The organism is Stenotrophomonas sp. YJH_SMC_64 (assembly GCF_059371375.1).
Genome location: NZ_JCAFUN010000018.1, coordinates 71,101 through 96,132, shown reverse-complemented (window position 1 = coordinate 96,132; position 25,032 = coordinate 71,101). Strand labels below are relative to the sequence as shown.

Below are 25,032 nucleotides of genomic sequence, written 5' to 3'. Positions count from 1 at the left end.
TGAGCTCATGACGTGTTGTCACAAAGAAATCGCCATGGCTTCACGGTTGATTGATCGCATGCAGGGCTATTGTCGTCCTGAGCCTCTCGCTGACGTCCCCCACGTCCTGCGTCGACTTCCTTCCCACCATCAGCGCCCATCCGGGCGCCGCTGGCGTCCGTCTGCCTGAAATACCCGAGAGACCCTCCCATGGCCCGCGCTGTCCAGTCCGCTTCATCTGTTGCGACCTCTCCCGGTTCGCTCGTGCCGATCGGCACCCGGCGTGGCCACTCGCAGCCACTGCAGCTGCCGGAGCTGGTACAGCGTGTGTTGTTCGTCGCGACCGAGATGGCCGACTTCATCAAGGCCGGGGGCCTGGGCGACGTGGCCGCAGCCCTGCCGCGTGCGGTACGCGGCGCCTGTGATTCGCGCGTGCTGCTGCCCGGCTACCCGGAGGTACTGCAGCGCCTGCCACAGCTGCAGCGGGTGGGACAGGTCAGCGCGAGGGCGGGCCTGCCTGCGTGCGGGATCGGCATGGCAGTGCAGGCAGACGGCCTTCCGATCTACGTGCTGCTCTCGCCAGAGCTGTACGAGCGCGAAGGTTCGCCATACGTCGATGGGCAGGGCCAGGAGTGGAAGGACAACGCGGTTCGCTTCGCCACGCTCTCACACGCGGCGGCGGAGATTGCGGCCGGGCGTGCCGGGCTGGACTGGTCGCCGCAGCTGCTGCACCTGAATGATTGGCCTGTGGCCATGGCGGCAGCCTACGTGCGTTGGGACCGGACCACCGTGCCGACCCTGCTGACCATCCACAACCTGGCTTACCAGGGGGTGTTTCCGTATGCGCTTGCACCTGTGCTGGGCGTACCGGTCGAACACCTGGATGAACTGCACTTCCATGGGCAGATGTCGTTCCTGCAGGGCGGGATCACCAATGCCACGCGCCTGAACACGGTCAGCCTGCGCTACGCGCAACAGATCACCGCACCGGATGACGGCTGCGGGCTGCATGACCTGTTGGCGCGCCGGGCGGCCGGCGGACACCTGAGTGGCATCGTCAACGGCATCGACGCCAGCTGGGATCCACGCCGCGACATCCACCTCAAGGCCCATTTCGGCATCGGCGAATGGACCGGGCGCGCCACCAATGCGCACGCGGTGCGCAGTGCATTCGGCCTGGCGCCCTCGGCCGGCCCGCTGTTCGCGGTGGTCTCCCGCCTGGTGCACCAGAAAGGTCTGGACATCACATGCGACGTGGCGCCGCAGATCGTGGCGGCCGGCGGCCAGCTGGTCATCATCGGTGGCGGCGAGCCGCAGGTGGAAGCGCAGGTGCAGGCGCTGGCCCGGCGCTACCCCGGACGGGTGGGCGCATTCATCGGCTTCGAAGAGGCGCTGGCCCGCCAGATGTTTGCTGGCGCCGATTTCCTGCTGATGCCTTCGCGTTTCGAACCCTGTGGGTTGAGCCAGATGTACGCGCAGCGCTTCGGCTGCCTGCCCATCGCGCACGCGACCGGCGGGCTGGTCGATACCGTCGAGGATGGCGTGACCGGATTCCTGTTCCACGGCGCCAATGCCGATGGCCTGCGCCGCTGCGTGGAACGGGCGATGCGCACCTTCCGCCTGCCCGGCCTGCTGCAGGCCATGCGCCGCGCGGCCATGCTGCGGCCGGGCGGTTGGGATGCGGCGGGGCGCGCATATCTGGCCCTGTACCAGCAGACCTGCCAGGTGGCCGCATGAGTCACGACAGCCTGCAGCCGGTCGCCCTCGAGGAAGAGCCCATGGCGACTGCCGGACGGGAGGAGGGCGTGGTGGCTCCGGCCCTGGACGACCTGGTTCATGCACGGCCGGCCGATGCGTTTGCCTGGCTCGGGCCGCACCAACAGCCCGATGGCCAGCGCCAGCTGCGCGTTCTGGTGCCCCACGCGCGTCGGGTGGAGGTGATTGCGGGCCCGGAGCGGCGCTGGGATCTGCAACCGGGCCCCTTGCCTGGCCTGTTCGAAGGTGCAGCAGGTGAAGCGCCCGTGCCGTTGCTCGCCCTGCATTTCGAGCAGGGTGTGGAGCAGGTGCACGATGCCTATTCCTTCGGTCCGCTGCTGGATGAGGCGCTGCTGCAGCATTTCCATGCCGGTGACGCTGATGCAGCGCGCCAGTTGGGCGCAGTAGCGATGCAGGTACAGGGTATCGACGGCGTGCGCTTCGCGGTGTGGGCCCCCAACGCACGAAGGGTTGCCGTGGTCGGCGATTTCAACGGGTGGGATGGCCGGCGCCACCCGATGCGGCTGCGCCACACCGCTGGCGTGTGGGAGCTGTTCCTGCCTGGCGTGCAGGCCGGTGCCCGCTACAAATTCCGCATCGTCGGCGCCGACGGCCGGGTGATGCCCGACAAGTTCGATCCGATGGCGCGCTGGGCCGAGCTGCCACCGGCCACCGCCTCGCGGGTGCCTTCGGCCGCGCCGATGCAGTGGCACGATGACGCATGGTTGGCGGCGCGGCGGCAGGCCGGAACCTGCACGCCGCTGTCCATCTACGAAGTGCATGCGGGCTCCTGGCAGCGCAGCGACGATGGTGCACCACTGGACTGGGATGCCTTGGCCGACCGGTTGATTCCGTACGTGGCAGGGCTTGGTTTCACCCACATCGAGCTGCTGCCGGTCAGCGAGCATCCCTTTGGCGGTTCCTGGGGCTATCAGCCACTGGGGATCTACGCGCCAACGGCGCGCCATGGCACGCCACAGGCCTTCGCACGCTTCGTGGACCGCTGCCATCAGGCCGGCGTAGGGGTGATCGTGGACTGGGTGAGCGCGCACTTCCCGAACGATGCGCATGGCCTGGCCGGGTTCGATGGCACCGCGCTGTACGAGCATGCCGACCCGCGTGAAGGGGTGCACGCCGACTGGGACACGCTGATCTACAACTATGGCCGCAACGAAGTGGCTGCCTACCTGATCGGCAGTGCGCTGGAGTGGGTGGAGCGCTTCCATATCGACGGCCTGCGCGTGGACGCCGTGGCGTCGATGCTGTACCGGGACTACAGCCGTGCCGAGGGGGAGTGGATACCCAACGAGCAGGGCGGACGCGAGAACCTGCAGGCGGTCGCTTTTCTACGGCGGATGAACCAGACGCTGAGGGAGCGCTTCCCGGACGTGCTGGTGATCGCCGAGGAATCCACCGCATGGCCAGGGGTGACCGCGCCGGTGGAGCAGGGCGGGCTTGGTTTCACCCACAAATGGAACATGGGCTGGATGCACGACACCCTGCAGTACCTCGGGCGCGATCCGGTTCATCGCCAGCATCACCATAGCGAGATCAGCTTCGGCCTGGTCTACGCCTTCTCCGAACGGTTCGTGCTTCCGCTTTCGCATGACGAGGTGGTGCACGGCAAGGGAGCGCTGCTGGCCAAGATGGCGGGCGAGCCGGCGCAGCGGCTGGCCCAGCTCCGCGCGTACTACGGTTTCATGTGGGCGCACCCGGGCAGCAAACTGCTGTTCATGGGCGGCGAGTTCGGCCAGGGACAGGAGTGGTCGCACGATGCGGCACTGGACTGGGTACAGGCGGCCAGCAACGAGGGCCAGGGCCTGTCGCGCCTGGTGGGCGACCTCAATGCCGTGCTCCGCGCCGAACCTGCGTTGCACCGCGACGAACGCGACGAACGCGGTTTCGACTGGAGCGTGGCCGACGACAGCCGCAACAGCGTCTACGCCTTCATCCGCCGGGATCCGGCCGGTAGCGGCCGCACCCTTCTGGTAGTGAGCAACTTCACTCCGGTACGTCGCGACGGCTACCGGGTCGGCGTGCCGCAACCGGGGTGTTGGACCGAACGGCTCAACACCGACAGCGGTTACTACGGTGGCGGCAACGCGGGAAACCTCGGCGCAGTGCATACCGAGCCGCGGCCGATGCATGGTCACGCGCAGTCGCTGCGGCTGACCCTGCCGCCGCTGTCCACGCTGTATCTGCAGGTTGATGCATGACCGCAGTGGCGCCGCGCCTGGGCGCATGGCCGGTGGCCGGTGAAGGTGTCGAGTTCCGCGTGTGGGCACCGGACGCAGGCACCGTGGCGCTGTGCCTGCAGGGCGTGCTGCGGCCGATGCACCGCGACCCGGACGGCTGCCACTGGCTGCGGACACAGGCGTCGCATGGTGACCGCTACCGGTTCCGCCTGCCGTCCGGCCAGGACGTGCCCGACCCCGCCTCGCGCTGGCAACCGGACGGCGTCGATGGTGACAGCGCGGTGGTGCTTGGCACGGATGGAGCACATCCCACGTGGCAGGGGCATGCCTGGCAGGACCTGGTGATCTATGAAGTGCACATCGAGGCCGGCGGCGGGTTCGCGGCGTTGACCGCGCAGCTGCCGATGCTGGCGGCCCTGGGCATCACCGCCATTGAACTGATGCCGGTCGCGCAGTTTCCCGGTGGCCGCAACTGGGGCTACGACGGCGTGTTCCCGTATGCACCCGCGCTGGCCTATGGCGGTCCGTCCGCGCTGAAGGCCTTTGTCGACGCGGCGCACGATGCAGGGCTCTCGGTGCTGCTGGATGTGGTCTACAACCACTTCGGGCCGCAGGGGAACCGTCTGCGCGACTATGCACGGGGGTTCTTCCGTGACGATCGCAGCACGCCGTGGGGCGGGGCCATCGACTTCCGCCAGCCCTGGGTGCGGCGGTTCTTCATCGACAACGCGCTGATGTGGCTGCGCGACTATGGCTTCGACGGATTGCGCCTGGACGCGGTGCACGCCATTGATGATGACCGGTTCCTGCAGCAGCTGGCCGATGAGGTGCGCTCGGCGGTGCCGCAGGCGCACCTGGTGCTGGAGAACGAACGCAACCAGGCGCGGTGGCTGCGCGGCGCCTATCAGGGGCAGTGGAACGACGACTTCCACAACGCGCTGCACGTGATGCTGACCGGCGAGCAGGAAGGCTATTACGCGGCCTATGCCGGGCGCGCCGAAGCACTGCTGGCCCGCTGCCTGGCCGAGGGATTCGCCTGGCAGGGCGAACCGGACCTGCGCGGCGATCCCCGCGGCGAACCCAGCGCCGACCTGTCGCCCGCGCGTTTTGTGGTATTCGCGCAGAACCATGACCAGGTGGGCAACCGCGCTTTCGGCGAGCGCCTGTCGATGCTGACCGATCCTGCGCCGCTGCGCGCGGCGCTGGCACTGACCCTGCTGACGCCGATGATCCCGCTGCTGTTCATGGGCGAACCGTGGCAGGCGCAATCGCCCTTCCTGTTCTTCACCGACTACGCGCCACCGCTGGACGAGGCGGTGCGTGAAGGGCGTCGCCGTGAGTTCTCCGGTTTCAGTGTCTTTGCCGACGCCGCCGCGCGCGCGCGTATTCCGGACCCGAACGATGCGGCGACCCTGCAGGCGTCGTACACGCCGCCGCCCGGCGATGATCCCTGGTCGCAGCACTGGCTGCGCTGCACGGGTGAGTTCCTCGGCCTGCGCAGGCGCTATCTGCAGCCTGGCCTGCTGCAGGCGCGGTCGCTGGGCGCGCGCGTGCTGGGCCAGGGCGCGGTGCAGGCGGGCTGGCAGTTGCCATCGGGCCAGTGGTGGATCGCGATCAACGTGGGTCCGTCGCCGGTGGCCCACGCGATGCCGGCCGGCGAGTGCGTCGTGGGGCCGGATGCGGCCGCGATGCTGCCGGCAGGCGGCGGTGCGCTTGCGCGCTGGATCGCCGCATGAATACGGATGCGGCGGTGCGGGAGGCGGCTCGCCGTGCGGGCCTGCTGGTCCGCTGGACCGACGTGGCCGGAGCAGAGCGCGAGGTTGCGCCCGACGTGCTGCGCGCCGTGCTGTCGGAGTTCGCGTGCGACGGTGCGCCGGTGGTCCACCCGTTGCTCACCGCCTGCTGTGGTCAGCTCCTGGCCATGCCTGAGGCAACGGGCGCGGCGTGCTGGGTGGACGAGCAGGGCACAGCGTTGCCTGCACGTGCGGATGCGCAAGGGCGCTGGCGGGTTCCGGATCAGCCAGGCTATTGGCAGTGGCGCCAGGGCGGGCAGCAACAGGCGGTTGCGGTGGCACCGCAGCGTGCCTGGTGGCCGCAGGGCCTGCTGCGCGGTTGGGGTCTGTCGGCGCAGGTCTACAGCCTGCGCGCGCCCGATGATGCCGGCATCGGTGACAGCGCCGGCTGTGCGCGGTGGCGCGCGCTGCTGCACCGTCACGGCGGCGATGCACTGGCGTTGAGTCCGCTGCACGCCGGCCTGCCACCGGGTCCGGGCTACAGTCCTTACTCGCCCAGCGACCGGCGCTGGCTTGACCCGCTGCAGGTGTCGCTGCCGCAGGTTTTGCCGGAGGCCGCCAGCAGCGTGTTGCGCGAGGACGAAGCACTGGCGATGGCCGTTGAAGCGGCTGCCGCAGCACGCCGCATCGACTGGCCGCACTCGGCGGCAGTGAAGTGGCGCTGGCTGCGCCAAGGGCGCCAATGGCTGCGGCAGCAGGCGCCGGCACAGTACGAACAGTTGCAGACGTGGTGCGATGCGCAGGGCGAACCCCTGCTGCAGTATTGCCAGCACGCCGCCGACCGCTTCACTGGAAGCGCCGACGACCATGCGTTTGCGCAGTGGTTGGCGCGGCAAGGCTGGGCGCAGGTGCAGGCGGGACTGCGCAACGACGGCGCGTCGATCGGACTCATCGCGGATCTGGCAGTGGGTTGTGCACCGCAGGGCGTCGAGGCCCGGACCGGCGGCGACCGCCTGCTGCAGGGCCTCGAGCTGGGCGCGCCGCCGGATGCGTTCAATCCGCTGGGCCAGGCCTGGGGTATCACCAGCTGGTCACCCTCTGCGTTGCAGCGCGAAGGGTTTGAACCGTTCATCCGCGTGTTGCGCGCCGTGATGGCGGGTCGCGGTGGATTGCGCATCGACCACATCCTGGGCCTGCAGCGGCTGTGGGTGCTGCCTCGTGGCGCAGGCGCCGGGCAGGGGGTGTACCTGCGCTATCCGTTCGATGATCTGATCAACCTGCTGGTGCTGGAATCGTGGCGCCATCGCTGCGTGCTGATCGGTGAGGACCTTGGGGTGGTTCCTCCGGGTATCCGCCAGCGACTGGCAGCCCGTGGCGTGCTGGGGCTGGAGGTGCTGCCGTTCGCCCGCAACGGTGAGCGCTTCCTGCCGGCGCCACGGTGGCGCCGCGATGCGGTGGCCATGCCCTCCACCCATGATCTGCCGCCGCTGGCCGGCTGGCTGCGTGGGCGCGACCTGCGCTGGCGTGCACGCCTGGGTGAGCTGACCGAGCTTGCCGCGGCGCTGCACGCGCGTGCCAGCGAGGTACAGGCGCTGTCCGCAGTCGCCCGGGGCGAGGGCGCGACGCTGGAAGCGCGTGCGCTGTCACTGGTGGCGCACGCACCTTCACGGCTGGCGCTGCTCCCGCTGGAAGACGCGCTGGGCAGCCGCGCGCAGGTGAACCTGCCGGGTACCGTCAACGGTCACCCGAACTGGCGCCGACGCTTGCCGCTTGCGTGGGATCCGGACGCGGCCGACGCGCGCATTGCCCGGTTCAGCGCCACCCGACGCAAGGCGGGACGATGACCCGGTTGCGTGCCACCGCACGCCTGCAGCTACATGCAGGCTTCAACTTCGATGCCGCTGCGGCGCAGCTGCCGTACTACGCCGCGCTGGGCGTCAGCCACCTTTACCTGTCGCCGATCAGCGCTGCGATGCCAGGGTCCATGCATGGCTACGATGGCATCGACCCGGCCCGCATCAATCCGGAACTGGGCGGCGAAGATGCCTTCCAGCGATTGGCGACAGCGGCGTGCGCGCATGGCATGGGCCTGATCCTGGACATCGTACCCAACCATCTTGCGGCATCCCCGCAGACGCCCTGGTGGAACGATGTGCTGCTGCACGGGTGCAGAAGTCCCCATGCCGGATGGTTCGACATTGACTGGGAGGCGCCGGGCTGCGAGGGCCGGCTCTGGCTGCCTGTGCTGGACCGGCCACTGCACGAGGCCGTGCGCGATGGCGTGTTGCGCGTAGCAGTGGACGATGAGCGGCCGATACTGCGTCATCACGGGCTGGCATTGCCGTTGTCTCCGCGCAGCCATCCGCTGGTACCCGCGCAGTGGCCGGCATGGGCGGAACGCTGCAACCGCAGCGTCGAACGATTGCACACGCTGCTGCAGCGGCAGCACTACCGGCTGGCCTGGTGGCGCACGGCGGGCGATCAGGTGAACTACCGGCGCTTCTTCGACATCAACGAACTGGCCGCACTGCGGGTGGAGCGCGACGATGTGTTCGCGGCGGTGCATGTGCTGCCGTTGCGGCTGGTGCGTGAGGGCTGGGTGGATGGCCTGCGCATTGACCATGTGGATGGCCTGTCGTCGCCCGGAGCCTACCTGCAACATCTGCGTGCGTCGCTCGACGAGGCCTGCGCGGCAGGCGGTCGCGACCCACAGGCAGTGAGCGTGCATGTGGAGAAGATACTGGCGGAGGACGAACAGCTGCCCGATGGCTGGGCCTGCGACGGCACGACGGGCTATGACTTCATGGACCAGGTTGGCGCGTGGCTGCATGATCCGGCAGCTGCACCCGCGCTCTCCCGCACCTGGCAAGCGGCGAGTGCCGACGCGCGCAGCTTTGACGACCTGCAGCAGGATGCCCGCGGCATGCTGCTGCGCACGTCGCTTCACACCGACTTCCAGCGACTGCTGCGCAGCGCGCAGCGGGTCCTGCAGCCCCGGCTGGCCGAAGCCGATATCGGAGCCGCGGCGCTTGCCCGTGCATTGGCCGCGCTGCTGCGGCACTACCGTACCTACCGCCCCTATTCGCTGCAGGATGCGGGTGAACGGAAGGCCTTGGTGGACGCTGCCGTGGCAGCACGCGAGGCACTGGACGGTACGGCACACGCGGCACTGGATCTGCTGCTGCGGGCACTTCCCGGCGAGGCGGAGGTCGAGCGCGCGCTGCGGGTGAGATTCGGGCAATTGGCCGCGCCGTTGAATGCCAAGTCGGTGGAGGACACAGCCTTCTATCGTTACTTCAGGCTGCTGTCGCGCAACGAAGTCGGAAGTGATCCGCAGCGGCTGGGCATGGAGGGACGGGAGCTGCTGGAACACGCAGTGAGACGCCTGCAGCGCCATCCGCGGGCATTGCTTGCGCTGGCGACCCACGATCACAAGCGCGGGGCCGACAGCCGGGCGCGGCTGGCGGTTCTCAGCACCTGCACGGTCGAGTGGCGGGACGCCGTGCGGCGCTGGAGCCGGATGTCGACCCGCGCGGGCGCGCCAATGCCGTTGCCGGGTGCCGAGGCCTATGCGCTGTGGCAGGCGCTCGTGGCCGCGTGGCCGATGCACGGTAACCCGGGCGCCGACTTCGCATCGAGGATGGTGCAATGGCTGACCAAGGCGTTGCGCGAGGGCAAACGGGTCAGCAGCTGGTCCGATCCCAATGTGGCGGTGGAGGAGGCCGCCGCGCAGTGGCTGCACGCACTGCTGGATGGAGCGCCATTGCAGCCGGTGCGGGAGGCGCTGGCGACGTTCGTGGCGCGCATTGCGCCGGCCGGCGCCTGCAACGGCCTGGCACAGCTGTGCCTGCAGCACTGCCTGCCCGGCGTGCCCGACCTCTACCAGGGCGGAGAAGGCTGGGACCTGAGCCTGGTGGACCCGGACAACCGGCGTGCCGTGGACTATCCAGTGCGGCAGGCGTGGCTGCGCGATACGCGCGGTTGGCCCGCCCTGCTGGAGGACTGGCGGGACGGTGGCATCAAGGCATTTCTGCTCAGGCGCTTGCTGGAGTGCCGCCGCAGGCACCCGCAGCTGTTCCTGCACGGCCAACTGCAGCCGCTGTCCGTACCGGCGCGTTCGCACTGGCTGGCATTCGCGCGCAGGCATCAGGCGCAGGTGCTGCTCGTGATCGTGCGGCGTGGTTCGCCCACCGCCGTGCCCGGGCCCGGCCTGCACGCAGCACACGACGTCGGCACTGGCGTGATGCTGCACGGGCTGCCGACAGGTCCCATGCGCAACCTGCTGGACGGACGCATCGAACATTTCAAGGCAACCGAGGACGCGGCACGGCTTCTCGCTGGCAGCCCGTTGGCGGTATGGATCAACGAGGAGACGGACAGGAATGGACAGCAGGGAACGACGGCAGCGGATTGAGGCACTGGCCCACCAGATATGGGAAGCGGAAGGGCGGCCGGACGACCAGCAGCAGCGGCATTGGCACATGGCCGAGCGCCTGGTGGAAGCTGAGATTGCCGCTGCGCGCGACGAGGAGGGAACCGATGGCCAGCCGTAAGTGGACGCAGACCTCGCGGGTGCGCGAAGGCCGGCCGTTCCCGCTGGGGGCGACCTGGGACGGATTGGGTGTGAACTTCGCGCTGTACTCGCGGCACGCCACCCGGGTGGAACTCTGCCTGTTCGACGCGCGCAACCGTGAAGTCGAGCGTATCGCGCTGCCCGAGTACACCAACGAGATCTGGCACGGCTACCTGCCGGACGTGCGGCCCGGGCAGCGTTACGGCTACCGGGTGCACGGCCCGTATGCGCCGGAAGAGGGCCATCGCTTCAATCCCAACAAGCTGCTGCTGGACCCCTACGCCAAGCAGATCGTCGGCGAACTGAAGTGGGCCCCACACCTGTTCGGCTACACCCTGGGTCACCGCGATGGCGATCTCAGTTTCGACCGCCGCGACAGCGCCGGTTACATGCCACGCTGTGCCGTGATCGATCCGGCCTTCAGCTGGGGCGTCGAACGTGCACCTGCCACGCCCTGGGACCGGACCGTGATCTACGAAGCCCACGTGCGCGGACTGACCATGCAGCATCCCGACGTCCCGCAGGCCGAGCGCGGTACCTTCTCCGCGTTGCGGCACGATGCGGTGGTCGACCACCTCAGCCATCTGGGGGTGACCGCCATCGAGCTGCTGCCGGTGCATGCCTACGTGGATGACCAGCAGCTGCTCGAGCGCGGGCTGCGCAACTACTGGGGATACAACACCATCGGCTTCTTCGCGCCGCAGGCACGCTATCTGTCGCTGGGCACCGTGGCCGAGTTCAAGCAGATGGTCGCGCGCCTGCACAACGCGGGCATCGAGGTCATCCTGGACGTGGTCTACAACCACACGGCCGAAGGCAACGAGCTGGGCCCTACGCTGTCGTTCAAGGGCATCGACAACGCCAGCTACTACCGTTTGGCCGATGATCGCCGCTATTACATCAACGATACGGGTACCGGCAATACGTTCGACCTGACCAATGCCGGTGCGCTGCGCATGGTCATGGACTCCCTGCGCTACTGGGTGACCGAGATGCGGGTGGATGGGTTCCGCTTCGACCTGGCAACCATCCTCGGCCGCGAACGGCATGGCTTTGACGCCTCGGGCAGCTTCCTCGATGCGGTACGCCAGGACCCGATCCTCAGCCAGGTGAAGCTGATTGCCGAGCCATGGGACATCGGCCCGGGCGGCTACCAGCTGGGCCAGTTTCCGCCGGGCTGGGCCGAGTGGAACGACCGCTTCCGCGACACGGTGCGCGCGCTGTGGCGTGGCGATGGCGGGCAGCTGGCGGAGTTTGCCACGCGCTTCACCGGCTCGGCCGACCTGTTCGAACACCACGGCAGGCGACCGTCGGCCAGCATCAATCTGGTGACCGCGCATGATGGATTCACCCTGCACGATCTGGTCAGCTACAACGATCGCCACAACGAGGCCAACGGCGAGGACAACCGTGACGGCCACTCGCACAACCTCTCCAGCAACCACGGCGTGGAGGGAGACACCGATGATGCGGCGATCCTTTCGTTGCGTGCGCGGCAGATGCGCAACCTGCTGGCCACGCTGCTGCTGGCGCAGGGGACGCCGATGCTGCTGGCAGGCGATGAGTTCGGCCATTCGCAGCAGGGCAACAACAACGCCTACTGCCAGGACAATCCACTGAGCTGGATCGACTGGGAGCGCGCAGCATTGCCGGCTGCACAGGCGCAGGTGGCGTTCGTGCGGCGGGCGCTGTCGCTGCGCCGGCGCTACGGCCTGCTGCGCCGGAACCGGTTCCTGCGCGGCGAGTACGATGAGGCGCTGGGCCTGCGCGATATCGACTGGCGGCATCCCGATGGTCGCGGCATGGAGGAAGCGGACTGGCATGACGCAGGGCTGCGTGCGCTGCTGATCGTGCTGGACGGTCGCAGTCCGGACAGTGGCCTGCGCGAGCCCGGGCGGCATGTCAGCCTGGCCCTGCTGTTGAACGCCGGGGAGCAGCCGCAGCGGTTCTGTGTGTCAGACGACGCCCTGTCGTTCCGGCGCGTACTCCTGCAGACCGACGAAACGCCGTTGGAGCCGGATGAGGAAGGCGCCTGGACGCTGCCGCCGCGCAGCCTGTGCCTGCTGGCGGCAAGCAGCAGCGCGTGATTGCACTGCTGCGCCACTACGGTACGCCGGGCATTGCCCGGCGTACCGGTAGCTACCCCATCAGATAGCGCAACACACCCGCCGAGACCACGCCGATCAGCACGGTCGGCAGCATCGACAGCCGCGTGGCGGCCAGCAGGGTGATCGCCAGCGCGGCCAGGTCGGCCGGCTTGTCGGCGACGAAGTCCGGGGCGATCACCGAGATCAGCACGCAGCCCGGCGCGGCTTCCATCACCGTCACTGCGCGTTTGCTCAGTGTGCGGTTGCGCAGCGCGAGGAAGCCGACGATGCGGGTCAGGTAGGTGGCGGCGGCCATCAGCACGATGGTCAGTACCGAGGTCCAGTGGATCAGGCCATTGAAGATCATGCTGCGTCCTCCGCCAGCAGCCAGGCTGCGGCCAGGCCGGCCAGTGCGCCGCTGGCCACGTACCACGCACCTGGCACCAGCAGGTAGGTAGCAGCGGCTACAGCCAGGCTGACCAGCCACGGTCGCGCGGCCTTCATGCCCTGCCACATGCCACGCAGCAGCACCAGGAACACGGCAGGGAAGGCCATGTCGAAACCATAGGCGTGGATGTCGCCCAGCATCGGGCCAACGATCGCGCCCAGCGTGGTGCAGGCCACCCAGACCGTGTACAGGCCTGCCGATACGCCCAGGTAGTAGGCCAGGCTGAAGCCAAGCGCGCGTCTGCGCGCATCGGCCACGCCCATCGCCCAGCTTTCGTCGCACATGAAGAACAGCGCCGGCAGCACCCGGCGGCGCGGCAGGTGCTGGAGCAGCGGGGCCAGGCTGGCGCCCATCAGCAGGTGACGGCTGTTGACCAGCGCGGTGATCGCCACGATCAGTGCAATGTGCGGTGGCGAGGTCCACAGTTCGACGGCGGCGAACTCCGAGCCGCCAGCGAAGTTGAGGCCGGTCATCAGCGGTACTTCCAGTGCGCTCAGGCCCTTCTGGGCTGCCTGCGCGCCGAGCACCAAGGCGAAGGGAATGAAGCCGATCATCACCGGCACGGCGGCGCGCAGGCCGCGCAAGAATTCGGCACGCGGCGCGGTATCGCAGGTGTCAGGCAGGGGGAGGGTGGTACGGGCGTCCATCGAACGGCACAACAAGGTGGGGGTGGCCCATGCTAGCGGTCCAATCGCGAAATCGGGTTGCGTTGATACCACTTGATTCTGGATGATTGATATTTCATGCGGCCAGAAGTGAAAGAGGTGAAATTCCATGCAGTACCAGCTGGACAACCTCGATCGGCGCATCCTCGACGCCCTGCAGCGCGACGGCCGCCTGCAGAACCTGGAGCTGGCACGCCTGGTCGGGCTGTCGCCGTCGGCCTGCCTGCGCCGGGTGCGTCTGCTGGAGGAGGGCGGCTACATCGACCGCTATGTGGCCTTGTTGAACGAGGCCAAGGTGGGCCGTGGCTTCACGGTGTTCGTGCGGGTGTGGCTGCGCGGGCAGGACGAGGACACCACCAATCATTTCATCAACAGCATCAAGTCTTTCCCGGAAGTGCTTGAATGCCATCTGATGGCCGGTGACTGCGATTTCCTGTTGCGGGTGGCGGTGGCCGACCTGGATGCCTACCGGCAGTTCCAGATGCAGCACCTGAACCGGATTGCCGGGGTGCAGAACACCAAGACCGAGATTCCGATGCAGCGGATCAAGCAGACGACCCAGCTGCCGCTTTGAGGGATGGGGTTTGCGGCCGGGTTGCACCCGGCACCCGCGGGTAGTGCCGGCCGCTGGCCGGCAACCTCTGGAGCAACAGCAACAGCAACAGCGGGCCTGCTGAGGGATGGCGGGGTGGGTCCGGTTGCGGGGGACGCTGCAAGTACGTCCATGTAAGCTCGGTCGCCGCATCCATGCGGCTCACGCCCCCGCAACCGGACCCACCCCGCCTTCGACAGATTTCCACGATCTGCCGGAACGGCATGAGCTGCTCCTGGTGGGTGTCGACCTTGGTCGACACGTCTGGGTCGGCACGGGGTCGGATCCCGTTGCTGCGCAACGGGCTCTGACCCCAGGCGTGGATGAGGTGGTCTGTTCAATTCATTGATTCCTGATGGGTGACTGGCTTCGCGTCGGCTGTAGGCAGCGGTCATCGCAATGACATGTGGCGCCGGTACGGTTTGAGCCCGCTTGCGGGTCGCGCGCGGGCCGGGGTTCCGGTGGTGGCGCGCGTCCACTGCAGCTGCTGTCGCTGCCGAGGGTCATGTGTTCTACGTCAGGGGGCTGAATGGACACCATGCGGTCAGAACTTGGAAGGTGGCCATCGCCACATGGCTGCTGCTGTCCTTTGCCGCTGCCGCGCAGGACGCTGTTCATGCCTACGACATCCCTGCGCAGCCGCTGGAACAGGCGGTCGAGCGCTTCAGCGTCATCAGTGGGTGGTCAGTGATGTACCCGGGTGACCTGGCCGCGGGCCGCAGCAGCCATGCGCTGCGCGGCAGCCTGGCGCCGTTGCCTGCCTTGCAGGTGCTGTTGCAGGACTCCGGTATCGAGGCCGAGGTGATCGGCGAGCAGCGCGTGGTGCTGCGCCGGGGTGCGCCCTCGGCCGCCGCATCGGGAGTTGGCGCCGAACTTCCCGAGGCCGAACGTCGGCGTCGCTACGGCGGCCTGCAGCAGCGGCTGCGTGCGGCGTTCTGTGACGACCCGGAGATCGCGCCCGGCCGCTATGCCGCGACGCTGCGCTTCCGCATCGACGGCGCGGGCCAGGTGAGCGAGCCCGAGCTGCTGTCAGGCAGTGGCAGCGCCCGCCGCGATGCGCGCCTGCTGCAGGCGCTGCAGGGCCTGGTGCTGGCGCCCGATGCCGCTGCGCTGCCGCAGCCGGTGACGCTGCAGATCCGTCCTTCCGGCACCGACCATGACTGTGGCCGGCGCGCGCCCCTTCCATGACTTCAAGGATTCGAACATGAGCAACGGTACGGCTGGGGCAATTGACCTGATGGACCACCTTCTGGGTGCCTACGATGAGCTGAAGCGCCGGCTGGTGCGCAAGCTGGGCTCGGAGGAGCTGGCCGGCGACGCGCTGCAGGACACGTGGATGCGCCTGAGCGCGCGGCGTGACCGCCTGGATGCCGTGCAGAACCCCGCGGCCTACCTGCTGCGCATGGCAATGAATACCGTGATCGACCGCCAGCGTGCAGACCACCGCCTGCTGAGCCTGGAGGAGGTGGATACGCTGATGGACATGGCCGACCCTGCACCCGGCCCGGCGCAGGCGGCCGAACTGGACTTCGCGCTGGAAGACATGGTCGGCCTGCTGCAGCGCATGCCCGAGCGCCGTCGCCGCATCCTGCTGGCGATCCGCGTCGATGGCCTGCAGCAGCGCGACGTGGCCGATCGCCTCGGTGTGTCGCTGCGGCTGGTGCAGCGTGAGCTGAAGGCGGCCCAGGACTACCTGGCCGAGCGCAGCGGGCAGGGGCGCCAGGTGCGGTTCTGAACGGCGGCATCCGTCTACACTTTGACGCCGAGCAGAACCCCGCAGCGTGCGGGTCCGGCATGAGCCCCCATGGATCCTGACGATCGCCCGCAACGCCCGCTGGATGCCGTCGAGCGTCAGGCGCACGCGTGGGTGGTGCGGCTGACCTCGGGCGAGGCAACCGCCGCCGACGGGCGCAGGTTCCGTGCGTGGTGCGAGTCGGATCCGCGTCATCGTGAGGCGTTCGGCCGTGCGCGCCGGCAATGGGAGCAGGTACGCCTGGCCGGCGAGCAGCTGCCCGCCGCCGCGCGCCAACCGGTGGCGCCGACGCCGGCCCAGCGCTGGAGCCGGCGCGCCTTCCTGGGCGCGGCGATTGCCGCCCCGGCCAGCCTGGTGGTGGTGGCGGCAATCCGCCCGCCGCTGGGGCTGTGGCCTTCGGTGACGGCGATGACGGCTGATTTCCACACCGGCACCGGTGAACGTCTGCAGATCGCACCCTTGCCACAGCTGAAGATCGAACTGGATACGCAGAGCAGCCTGCGCCGCCGCGCCGACGCGCAGGGCGAAGGCTTCGAGCTGGTGCAGGGCCAGGCCGCGATCGAGACCCTGGCCGGCCTGCGCCTGGCGTTGTTCGCGGGCCCGGGTTGCGTGATTGCCGATGAAGGCGCAGTGCGCCTGGATGTGCGCAACACCCACGGCCAGGTACGGGTGACCTGCCTGCAGGGCAGCGCCCGCATCGAGCATCCGCAGGGCCGGCTGCAGATGCAGGCGGGTCAGCAGACCCAGTACGACGAGCGCCTCAGTGGCGTGGTGGCCGAAGCCGTGGCTTCTGAAGTGAGCGCCTGGACCGAAGGCATGCTGGTGTTCCGCCGCGCACCGCTGCGCGAGGTGGTGGACGAGATCAACCGTTATCGTCGTGGCAAGGTTCTGTTGGGTGAATCGGCGTTGGCGCGCGCGCCGGTCAGCGGTCGCTTCCGTATTGATGATCCAGACGCGGCACTGGAGCAGCTGCGACTGACGATGTCGCTGGATCTGCGTCGCTTTCCGGGTGGCATTGCCGTCCTTGGATAGATGAAGACGCTGGCCCTGCGCGCCGCGCAGGGCTGTTGCAAGCGAGGAGAGGCCAAGGATGCGCAACGAGACCATCGGTGTGCTGGATCTGCGTCGCAATCTGTCGGCGCTGCTGGAAACCACGCAGCGACGGCCATTGATGGTGCATCGCTATGGCTCACCTTGGGTGTGCGTGGTGTCCGATGCGCAGTGGCAGCAACAGGCGGTGCTGCTGGACTTTGATCCGCAGTCGCACCCGCTGGCGATGCTGCTGCGCCTGCAGCAGCAGTCGCTTCCGCTGTCTGAAGCCGGTGCGTTGCCGCCCGCGGCGGTTGCACGCGCACTGCTGTTGATGGACGTGCATCGCATTGAGGATCTCGCACAGCTGCACGACCAGGTGCTTCACCATCGCCTCTGGCATTGGTTCGTAGCAGGCACCCATGGTGTGATGGACGGCTGGCAGCTGCCGGCGCTGCGCGTTGCGATGGCGTCATGGTTCGATGACGTGGACATGTCCAATGCGCTGGCAACATTCGCCGCGCGCAGCGACGTGGCGATACTGGCACGGCGTTGTGGAGGCGAAGCGCCGCGGCTGGAACGCGAAGCCTGCAGGCAGATGACGCTGCGATGACGTTGTCGATGAAGCGCCACGCAGTGCACAGAGCTACATGCGCGCTGTCGCTTCACCTGCCTTGCTGACGTCTTCTCCAGAGTACGACGCACCACGCGTCGTGGAGCACGGGCGGCGCCGATGGCAGACAGTCGCAGGATCAGCATGCTGGAGCTGGATCGTCACCTGAGCCAGTCACTGGAGCAGGCACGGCATGCACCATTGAACGTGCAGCGCTATGGGCGCTCGTGGGTCTGGGTGCTGTCCAGCGACGCCTGGGCGGATGCGGCGCGCTGGGCGGCACTGGATGGTAGTGCGCACCCACTGGCGGCGCTGCGAAAAGCCCTCGACCTGCAGCTGCGGCCCTGGCCCGAGGCGGCGATGAGCCCGCTACCGCTTGATGCAGGCGATGCGCGGCTGCTGCAGCGCGCGGCTCTGCTGGTGGTCGTGCGCGATCTGAACAGTGCCCAGCGCGTGTACGACGACCTGCGCTATCACCAGGCCTATCGGATGTTCATCGGCCTCGATCATGGAACGGCATGGTCGCCGATGCAGTGCGTGCGCCTGCTGCAGGCCTGCGCGCACCCGTTGCTGCGCGGCTGCATCGACGATGCGCTGGCCAGCGTGCCGCAGCACCTGTTCGAGTCTGCATGTGCCCCGGCTGCACGTATTGCGCCTGCACAGGGACACGCGCAGCGGATTTCCAGCGGATGTTTATCGTACTGACACATGCACCGCTGACCATGGCGCAGCGGTCTCTTCCAGGATGACGAGGGCGGAACAATGGCAAGGCAGGTTCGTGGTCGCAGGGCTCGGCAGCAGGGTTTCAGCCTGATCGAGATCATGGTGGTGGTGGTGATCATCGGCATCCTCGCCGCATTGATCGTGCCGCGGTTGATGGACCGCCCCGACCAGGCGCGCGTAGTGGCCGCGCGCCAGGACATCGCTGCATTGATGCAGGCGTTGAAACTGTTCAAGCTGGACAACGGGCGCTATCCCAGTGCCGAGCAGGGGCTGCAGGCGCTGGTGAAGCCACCGCAGGGTGGTGGCGCGATGCCGGTCACGCCCTATCTGGATCGCCTGCCCAATGATCCATGGGGCCATCCGTACCAGTACCAGATTCCCGGAACCCATGGCGACATCGATGTGTTCTCGCTGGGCGCGGACAGCAAGCCCGGTGGCGACGCCGGGAACGCGGACATCGGCTCCTGGCAGCTGTGAGGCAGGCCGATGTCAGCCCGGATGCGTTCTGTTTCGAGTGTCCGCCAACGTGGCATGGCGGTGATCGTCGCCCTGATGGTGGTGGCGCTGGTGGCGGTGATTGCCACGGCACTGCTGACCCGGCAGTCGGCCCAGCTGCGTGCGCTGCGTGGCGACCAGCTGCGCGCACAGGTACGCATGGCGGTGGACGCAACGCTGGAGCGTGCGGCGCAACAGCTGCGTGAGGATGTAAAGGAACAGCTGACCACGGTGCGCAGCGGGCGCTGGGCGCGCCCATTGGAGCTGCAGGCGCCGTTGCCGGTGCAGCTGCAGCTGGTCGATGCGCAGTCGATGTTCAACCTGCGCAACCTTCTTGCGCATGGCAGGCCGGACCCCGAGGCGCGGCGCGCGTTCATCGCGTTGTGTGCCGGGCAGGGGCTGGGCCAGGGCGCCTGCGCATCCGCCGCCGACCACATCCAGGCGCGCCTGCGCGATGGCGACATGCAGGCGCAGGCGCCGCTGCCGCGCGAATCACTGATCGAACAAGCGCTACCTGGTGCCGATCCGGTGGCGTTGCAGGCGCTGGCGCGGCGCACCGTGGTGTTGCCGGCGCAGACCCTGGTCAACGCCAACACCAGCGACCTGCGCGTTCTGCAGGCGGTGACGCCCGTGGTCGAGCCGGCACGGCTGCAGGCGCTGCTCGGTGAGCGCGATGCTGGCCATTGGCTGCTCAATCGCGGCGACATCGCCAACCGACTCCAACTGAGCAACGAACAGATGGCCGTGCTTCCCCTGGGTATCCATAGCGAATGGTTCCTGGCCGTCGGCCAGGTGCAGGCTGACGGCAGTGCGGTCGATTTTCGCGCGCTGTTGTGGCGCGAATACCGCGACGATGGGGTGCGTGTGCAACGGGTGTGGACGAGGATCGGCGCATGAACGTGCAGCTTCGGGTGCGCCTGCCGGCGCTGGAGCGCCTGCGCGCCGACAGCGCGGTGGACTGGGCGCAACTGCACAAGGGCGATGTACTTGCTCACGGTCGCGACACGCTGGCGGCGCTGGGCCTGCGGCATCCGCAGGCCGCGGTGCATGCCTGCCTCGATCCGAACGACCTGATCCTGCTGGAACTGCAGCTGCCGCCATTGTCCGGGCGCCGCCTGCAGTCGGCGCTGCAGGGTGAGGTGGAGGCGATGCTGCTGGATGACCTGCAGGAGGTGGCGCTGGCCCACGGCGCGCAGGCGGCAGACGGCACGGTTCCGGTGGCCTGGCTTGGCCAGCAGGCCATCGCGCAGGTGCAGCAGATGCTGGCCTCGTGTGCGCTGCAGCTGCAGGCGCTGTATCCGACGCCACTGCTGCTGCCCTGGCAGGAAAGCCATGCCACGCTGCAGGTCAGCGGCGAGCACCTGCTGGTACGCCGCGGGCGCGATCGGGGTTTCGTTCAATGGTATGGCGGACGTGACGCCTGTGCGGTGATGCAGGCGCTGGCCGTGCGCCTGCAACAGGCCGGCGTGCAGGCCGTGCAGTGGATCGATAGTGTGCCGCCGACGTGGCCGGACAGCCTGCCGGCCACCGCCGTCACGCATGAACGGCAGACCTCTGGACCCTTGCCAGGCTGGTCATTGCCGCTGCCCGGCGCAGGCCGGCAAGCACCGCGACTGGCGATCGGCCTGGCACTGGCAGCAGTGCTGCTGGCTGCACTCGGCCTGCAGCTGCAGGTCTCGCGTTGGCGGATCGAGGGCGAGGCCCTGCAACAGGACATGGCGCGCCAGTTCAGCGCGCGCTTCCCGGAGATCACCGATGTGGTGGACCCGGTGCTGCAGGCAAGGCGAGCACTTGCCGTGCCGCTGCCGGCGCCGCCGTTGCCGGCGCTGCAGCGTCAGGTTGCCAGCACGCTGCAGGCTGTTCCGGAGCTGGCCGGGCAAGTGCGCGGCCTGCATTACCAACCCGGGCAGCTGGACATGGAGCTGGATGCCGATGCCCAGGCATTGGCCGACGATCCGCAGCGGCTTGAGCACTGGCAGCAAGCAGTTCAGGCACAGGGCCTGCAGCTGGCGCGCCAAGCCGGTGGACACCTGCGAGTGAGCGGAGCTGGGCAGTGACGACCCGCACCCTATGGCTGGGCGAGGGGCTGGTGGGCCTGCAGCACCGCTGGCAACGCCTGCCACCGCGCGACCGGCTGATGCTGTGGGTGATGGTGGTGGCGCTGCTGGTGGCGGGCCTGTGGTCGTTGTGGCTGGAGCCACTGCTGAAGCAGCGCACGTATTGGCAGGCCGAGCTGCCGCGGCTGCAGGCGCAGTCCCGCGCACTGGCACCGCTGCTGCGCGCCCGTGAGCGCCAGCAGCTGGCGCAGAGCCAGCACCCGACACTGGCCGGGCTGCGCGATGGCATCAAGACCGCCGGCCTTGCCGCCGGCCTGCATATCGAAGCGCGCGACGGGCGTTGGCACCTGCAGGTGCAGGCAGTGCCCGCCGACGCGCTGTGGAACTGGCTGCTGCCCGTGCTGGCCGATCCGGCCATCGAACTGCAGCAGCTGCAACTGACACGCACAGGGGATGCGAACATGCCGGCGGCACGGATTTCCGGAAACATCGTGATGGTGGCCACCGCGGGTGCCCATCCATGAGGGCGATGCGTAGCTTTGCCTGCAGTACCGCACTGGCCCTGATCGTGTGCATGGCCCACGCACCGGCGCTGGTACTGGCGCAGGACGCCCGTGATGAGCCGGTGCAGTTGAACCTGGTCGACACCGATATCGGTGGCGTACTGCGCATGGCAGCGCGCTTCACCGGGCGCCAGTTCCTGGTCGATCCACGGGTGACCGGCAAGATGACAGTGGTTTCCGATGGCCCGGTCAGCCGTACCCAGGCCTACCAGTTGCTGCTGGGCGCACTGCGCATGCGCGGCTTCGCCGTGGTCGAGAACAGCGGCGTCAGCCGGGTGGTGCCGCAGGCCGATGCCAAGCTGCTCGGTGGCCGCGTTGGCAGCGGCGGTGCGGGGGGCGAGGTTGCCACGCGCACCTTCGCGCTGCGCTACGAGAACGCGGCCGCGCTGGTGGCGGTGCTGCGGCCGATGATCAGCCCGGACAATCCGATCACTGCCAATCCGGGCAACAACACGCTGGTGATCACCGACTATGCCGACAACCTGGAGCGCATCGCGCGGGTGATCGCCAGCGTGGATACACCGGCCGGCATGGACACCGATGTGGTGAAGCTGCAGCAGGGCATTGCCGTTGACGTCGCGGCGATGGTCGCGCCGCTGCTGGATGCGCAGGGCGCCGAGCCCACCCAGAAGGTGGTGGTGATGGCCGACCCGCGCAGCAACAGCGTGCTGCTGCGGTCGAGCAGTCCCGGGCGCACCCGCCTGGCTAGGCAGCTGGTGGAGAAGCTGGACCGTGCCCAGGATGAATCCGGCAACCTGCATGTGGTCTACCTGCGCAATGCCCAGGCCAACCAGCTCGCGGGTGTGCTGCGTGGCGTGGTGGCCGGGCAGAGCGATGCACCGGCGATGGGCAGCAACGAAGGCATCACACCACTGCCCGGCGACGCCAGCCGCTCCACCCCCGCGCAGCCGTCGCAGCCGCAGCAGGCCAAGCCCGGAGGCAATGCGCTGGAATCGCAGCGCCTGGACCCGAGCCGCCGTGACCCGATCGATGCAGGAAGCACCGGCTTCAGCCAGAACGGCATCTCGGTACAGGCGGACGTGGCCACCAACACGCTGCTGATCTCCGCCCCCGAGCCGGTGTACCGCAACCTGCGCCGGGTGATCGACCAGCTCGACCAGCGCCGTGCACAGGTGCTGGTGGAAAGCCTGATCGTGGAGGTCAACCAGACCGACGCGGCCGAACTGGGCGTGCAGTGGATGCTGGGCAATGGCCGCACCTTCGGCGGCACCCACTTCGGCGGCACCACCGGTGGCAGCGGGTTGAACACCAACGCACGCACCACCCTGGACGTGCTGCCCAAGGATGGCCTGAAGATCGGTGTGATCGACGGCACCATCAACCTGCCCGGCGTCGGCCAGATCCTCAACATGAAGGCGTTGGCCAACGCGCTGCAGAGCAAGGGCGGTGCCAACATCCTGTCCACGCCGAACCTGATGACGCTGGACAACGAAGCGGCCAGCATCATGGTCGGCCAGACCGTGCCGTTCGTCAGTGGCCGCTACGTGACCGACGGCGGCGGCGGCAGCAACAACCCGTTCCAGACCATCGTGCGCGAGGACGTCGGCCTGAAGCTGCGGGTGCGCCCGCAGATCTCCGAGGGCGGCACGGTGAAGCTGGACATCTACCAGGAAGTCAGCAGCATCGACGCGCAGAGCGCGAACAGCACGGCCGGCATCATCACCAACAAGCGCGCCCTGGATACCAGCGTGCTGCTGGACGATGGCCAGATCATGGTGCTGGGTGGCCTGCTGGAAGACAGCGTCAGCCATGGCCGTGATGCGGTGCCGGGGCTGGGAAAGATCCCGGTCCTGGGCGCCTTGTTCCGCAGCGACACGCGCAAGCGCGCCAAGACCAACCTGATGGTGTTCCTGCGCCCGCACGTGGTGCGTGACCCGGCCGCCGGCCAGCGCCTGACCCGCGACCGCTACGACTACATGCGCAACGCGCAGGCGGGCGCGCAGCCGGCACAGAGCTGGGCCTTGCCGGCGCTGTCGGCACCGCAGCTGCCACCGCAGGACCTGTCTGTGCTCGGGCACGGCAATGCGCGCGATGGCCAGGGCCAGCCGCTGCAGAACAGCAGCCTGGCGGCGCTGTACCCGTCCGGTGACGGCGATGCGCAGCTGGTGCAGTTCGCGCAGGGGCTGGACCCGGCGCGTGCCAGCCAGGGCGTGGCGCAGGTGCGTGCACTGGGCCTGCAGGCCTATGCCGAAGCGACGCCCGGCGAGAGCGGGCAACGCCTGCGCGTGCGATTGCCGCGCGATCCCGCGACGCTGGACCCTGCGCTGCAGCAGCTGCGCGGGCTGGGCTACACGCCGGAACTGGTGATCGGGCCGTGAGCGCTTCCGCGCCGCTGCCGTACGCCTGGGTGCGCAGCCATGGCGTGATGCTGTCCGAAGTTGGCGGCGAGCCCGTGTTGCTGGGCACCGCCGACACCGCAGCGTGGGCTGTGGCCGAGCTGCGCCGCCGGCATGGCCCGCTGCCGTTCCAGGCGCTGGATGCTGCGACGTGGCAACAGCGGTTGGGTGAGCAGTACCGTGACGGCGGCGATGCCGCTGCCGTGGTGGGTGCCGCCGAAAGCGAAGTCGATCTGGACCGGCTGATGCAGGACATGCCGGAGGTCACCGATCTGCTGGATGCTCAGGACGATGCGCCGGTGATCCGCATGATCAACGCGCTGCTGGCACAGGCCGCACGCGATGGCGCCAGCGATCTGCATATCGAGCCGTTCGAGACTCATTCGGTGGTGCGCTACCGCGTGGACGGCACGCTGCGCGACATGGTGAAGCCACGGCGCGCACTGCATGCGGCGCTGGTATCACGCATCAAGATCATGGCGCACCTGGATATTGCCGAGAAGCGCCTGCCGCAGGACGGGCGCATCGCCATCCGCGTGGGCGGGCGGCCGCTGGATATCCGTGTCTCCACGGTGCCGACCGCTCATGGCGAGCGTGCTGTGCTGCGCCTGTTGGAAAAGGATGCCGGTCGCCTGCAGCTGCAGCGCCTCGGCATGGCCGATGACACGCTGGCCACGTTCACCGGGTTGATCCGTCAGCCGCACGGCATCGTGCTGGTCACCGGGCCGACCGGCAGCGGCAAGACCACGTCGCTGTACGCCGCACTGGGCCAGCTCGACAGCAGCACCAGCAACATCCTCACCGTGGAAGACCCGGTGGAGTACGACTTCGCCGGCATCGGCCAGATCCAGGTCAACGCGCGCATCGGCATGAGCTTTGGCACCGCGCTGCGTGCGATTCTGCGCCAGGACCCGGACACCATCATGATCGGCGAGATCCGCGACCTGGAAACCGCGCAGATTGCGGTGCAGTCGTCGCTGACCGGGCATGGCGTGCTCGCCTCGCTGCATACCAACGATGCGATCTCGGCGGTGACCCGCCTGGCCGACATGGGCGTGGAGCCGTTCCTGCTGGCCTCGTCGTTGCGCGGCGTGCTGGCGCAGCGGCTGGTGCGGCGGCTGTGCACGCAGTGCCGACGTGCCGAGGTGGACGGCGAGGGCCGTGCCGTGTGGCGTGCGGTGGGCTGCGCAGCCTGCGCCAACAGCGGCTATCGGGGACGAACCGGCATCCATGAACTGTTTGTGGTCGACGACCGCGTGCGCGCACTGATCCATGAAGGGCAGGGCGAGCCTGCGCTACGCGAGGCGGCCCGGCGGGCCGGCATGCGGACCCTGCGGCAGGACGGCCAGCGCTGGGTCGACAGCGGGGTAACCACGCTGGAAGAGATCCTGCGCGTCACCGGCGACGATTGAGGC

21 protein-coding genes are annotated in these 25,032 nt (G+C 68.4%); 19 read left to right on the top strand and 2 right to left on the bottom strand.

What is annotated here, in order from left to right; all coding sequences use genetic code 11:
- Nucleotides 1-189 precede the first annotated feature (189 nt).
- The 7 genes from glgA to glgX are packed head-to-tail and all read left to right on the top strand — an operon-like array spanning nucleotide 190 to nucleotide 12,322.
- Nucleotides 190-1,716 carry a glycogen synthase GlgA gene (glgA, locus tag AC5P9L_RS18630; RefSeq protein ID WP_227415359.1) on the top strand — a complete coding sequence of 509 codons (1,527 nt, stop codon included), beginning with the start codon at nucleotides 190-192 and terminating at the stop codon, nucleotides 1,714-1,716.
- Nucleotides 1,713-3,950 carry a 1,4-alpha-glucan branching enzyme gene (locus AC5P9L_RS18625; RefSeq protein ID WP_227415360.1) on the top strand — a complete coding sequence of 746 codons (2,238 nt, stop codon included), beginning with the start codon at nucleotides 1,713-1,715 and terminating at the stop codon, nucleotides 3,948-3,950. Before glgA ends, AC5P9L_RS18625 begins: the two co-directional genes overlap by 4 nt.
- The gene (gene treZ / locus AC5P9L_RS18620; protein WP_227415361.1) at nucleotides 3,947-5,665 is read left to right on the top strand and encodes a malto-oligosyltrehalose trehalohydrolase; all 1,719 of its coding nucleotides are present in this window, start codon (nucleotides 3,947-3,949) and stop codon (nucleotides 5,663-5,665) included. Before AC5P9L_RS18625 ends, treZ begins: the two co-directional genes overlap by 4 nt.
- Nucleotides 5,662-7,506 carry a 4-alpha-glucanotransferase gene (locus AC5P9L_RS18615; protein ID WP_262101582.1) on the top strand — a complete coding sequence of 615 codons (1,845 nt, stop codon included), beginning with the start codon at nucleotides 5,662-5,664 and terminating at the stop codon, nucleotides 7,504-7,506. Before treZ ends, AC5P9L_RS18615 begins: the two co-directional genes overlap by 4 nt.
- Nucleotides 7,503-10,076 (top strand): malto-oligosyltrehalose synthase, encoded by a 2,574-nt coding sequence (gene treY / locus AC5P9L_RS18610; RefSeq protein WP_262101583.1) that lies wholly within the window; start codon nucleotides 7,503-7,505, stop codon nucleotides 10,074-10,076. The genes AC5P9L_RS18615 and treY overlap by 4 nt, the downstream gene beginning before the upstream one ends.
- Entirely contained in the window at nucleotides 10,045-10,215 is a 171-nt protein-coding gene (locus tag AC5P9L_RS18605) for a DUF2934 domain-containing protein (protein WP_005413658.1), read from the top strand. Before treY ends, AC5P9L_RS18605 begins: the two co-directional genes overlap by 32 nt.
- A complete protein-coding gene (glgX, locus tag AC5P9L_RS18600; RefSeq protein WP_049407224.1) occupies nucleotides 10,202-12,322 on the top strand; it encodes a glycogen debranching protein GlgX in 2,121 nt (706 codons plus the stop codon). The genes AC5P9L_RS18605 and glgX overlap by 14 nt, the downstream gene beginning before the upstream one ends.
- 52 nt (nucleotides 12,323-12,374) lie before the next feature.
- Here glgX and AC5P9L_RS18595 read toward each other — a convergent pair whose 3' ends face one another.
- Nucleotides 12,375-12,689, bottom strand: coding sequence for an AzlD family protein (locus tag AC5P9L_RS18595; RefSeq protein ID WP_005409898.1), 315 nt, complete (start codon nucleotides 12,687-12,689; stop codon nucleotides 12,375-12,377).
- Nucleotides 12,686-13,417 carry an AzlC family ABC transporter permease gene (locus AC5P9L_RS18590; RefSeq protein ID WP_005409897.1) on the bottom strand — a complete coding sequence of 244 codons (732 nt, stop codon included), beginning with the start codon at nucleotides 13,415-13,417 and terminating at the stop codon, nucleotides 12,686-12,688. The genes AC5P9L_RS18595 and AC5P9L_RS18590 overlap by 4 nt, the downstream gene beginning before the upstream one ends.
- A 127-nt stretch (nucleotides 13,418-13,544) precedes the next feature.
- On the opposite strand from AC5P9L_RS18590, the gene AC5P9L_RS18585 reads away from it, so the two are divergent.
- The 12 genes from AC5P9L_RS18585 to gspE all read left to right on the top strand — a co-directional run bounded on the left by AC5P9L_RS18585 (nucleotide 13,545) and on the right by gspE (nucleotide 25,029).
- Complete coding sequence (locus AC5P9L_RS18585) at nucleotides 13,545-14,009, top strand: Lrp/AsnC family transcriptional regulator (RefSeq protein ID WP_005413654.1); 465 nt, start codon at nucleotides 13,545-13,547, stop codon at nucleotides 14,007-14,009.
- Nucleotides 14,010-14,534: 525 nt separating this feature from the next.
- Nucleotides 14,535-15,215 carry a TonB C-terminal domain-containing protein gene (locus tag AC5P9L_RS18580; RefSeq protein WP_323162968.1) on the top strand — a complete coding sequence of 227 codons (681 nt, stop codon included), beginning with the start codon at nucleotides 14,535-14,537 and terminating at the stop codon, nucleotides 15,213-15,215.
- A gap of 16 nt (nucleotides 15,216-15,231) precedes the next feature.
- A complete protein-coding gene (locus AC5P9L_RS18575; protein ID WP_062606577.1) occupies nucleotides 15,232-15,762 on the top strand; it encodes an RNA polymerase sigma factor in 531 nt (176 codons plus the stop codon).
- 69 nt (nucleotides 15,763-15,831) lie between these two features.
- Nucleotides 15,832-16,812, top strand: a complete 981-nt coding sequence (locus AC5P9L_RS18570; RefSeq protein ID WP_227415365.1) for a FecR family protein — start codon at nucleotides 15,832-15,834, stop codon at nucleotides 16,810-16,812.
- A gap of 58 nt (nucleotides 16,813-16,870) precedes the next feature.
- Nucleotides 16,871-17,422 carry a hypothetical protein gene (locus AC5P9L_RS18565; protein ID WP_005409892.1) on the top strand — a complete coding sequence of 184 codons (552 nt, stop codon included), beginning with the start codon at nucleotides 16,871-16,873 and terminating at the stop codon, nucleotides 17,420-17,422.
- 144 nt (nucleotides 17,423-17,566) lie between these two features.
- The gene (locus tag AC5P9L_RS18560) at nucleotides 17,567-18,127 is read left to right on the top strand and encodes a hypothetical protein (protein ID WP_227415366.1); all 561 of its coding nucleotides are present in this window, start codon (nucleotides 17,567-17,569) and stop codon (nucleotides 18,125-18,127) included.
- A 57-nt stretch (nucleotides 18,128-18,184) separates the two neighbouring features.
- Nucleotides 18,185-18,622 carry a type II secretion system major pseudopilin GspG gene (gene gspG / locus AC5P9L_RS18555; protein ID WP_005409890.1) on the top strand — a complete coding sequence of 146 codons (438 nt, stop codon included), beginning with the start codon at nucleotides 18,185-18,187 and terminating at the stop codon, nucleotides 18,620-18,622.
- 9 nt (nucleotides 18,623-18,631) lie between these two features.
- The gene (gene gspK / locus AC5P9L_RS18550; RefSeq protein WP_062606530.1) at nucleotides 18,632-19,537 is read left to right on the top strand and encodes a type II secretion system minor pseudopilin GspK; all 906 of its coding nucleotides are present in this window, start codon (nucleotides 18,632-18,634) and stop codon (nucleotides 19,535-19,537) included.
- Nucleotides 19,534-20,697, top strand: coding sequence for a type II secretion system protein GspL (gspL, locus tag AC5P9L_RS18545; protein ID WP_227415367.1), 1,164 nt, complete (start codon nucleotides 19,534-19,536; stop codon nucleotides 20,695-20,697). The genes gspK and gspL overlap by 4 nt, the downstream gene beginning before the upstream one ends.
- Nucleotides 20,694-21,221 (top strand): type II secretion system protein M, encoded by a 528-nt coding sequence (locus AC5P9L_RS18540; RefSeq protein WP_005409887.1) that lies wholly within the window; start codon nucleotides 20,694-20,696, stop codon nucleotides 21,219-21,221. The genes gspL and AC5P9L_RS18540 overlap by 4 nt, the downstream gene beginning before the upstream one ends.
- Nucleotides 21,218-23,599: a type II secretion system secretin GspD gene (gspD, locus tag AC5P9L_RS18535; RefSeq protein ID WP_279915836.1), complete on the top strand. Its 2,382-nt coding sequence runs from the start codon at nucleotides 21,218-21,220 to the stop codon at nucleotides 23,597-23,599. Before AC5P9L_RS18540 ends, gspD begins: the two co-directional genes overlap by 4 nt.
- A complete protein-coding gene (gene gspE / locus AC5P9L_RS18530) occupies nucleotides 23,596-25,029 on the top strand; it encodes a type II secretion system ATPase GspE (RefSeq protein WP_227415369.1) in 1,434 nt (477 codons plus the stop codon). Before gspD ends, gspE begins: the two co-directional genes overlap by 4 nt.
- Nucleotides 25,030-25,032: the final 3 nt, after the last annotated feature.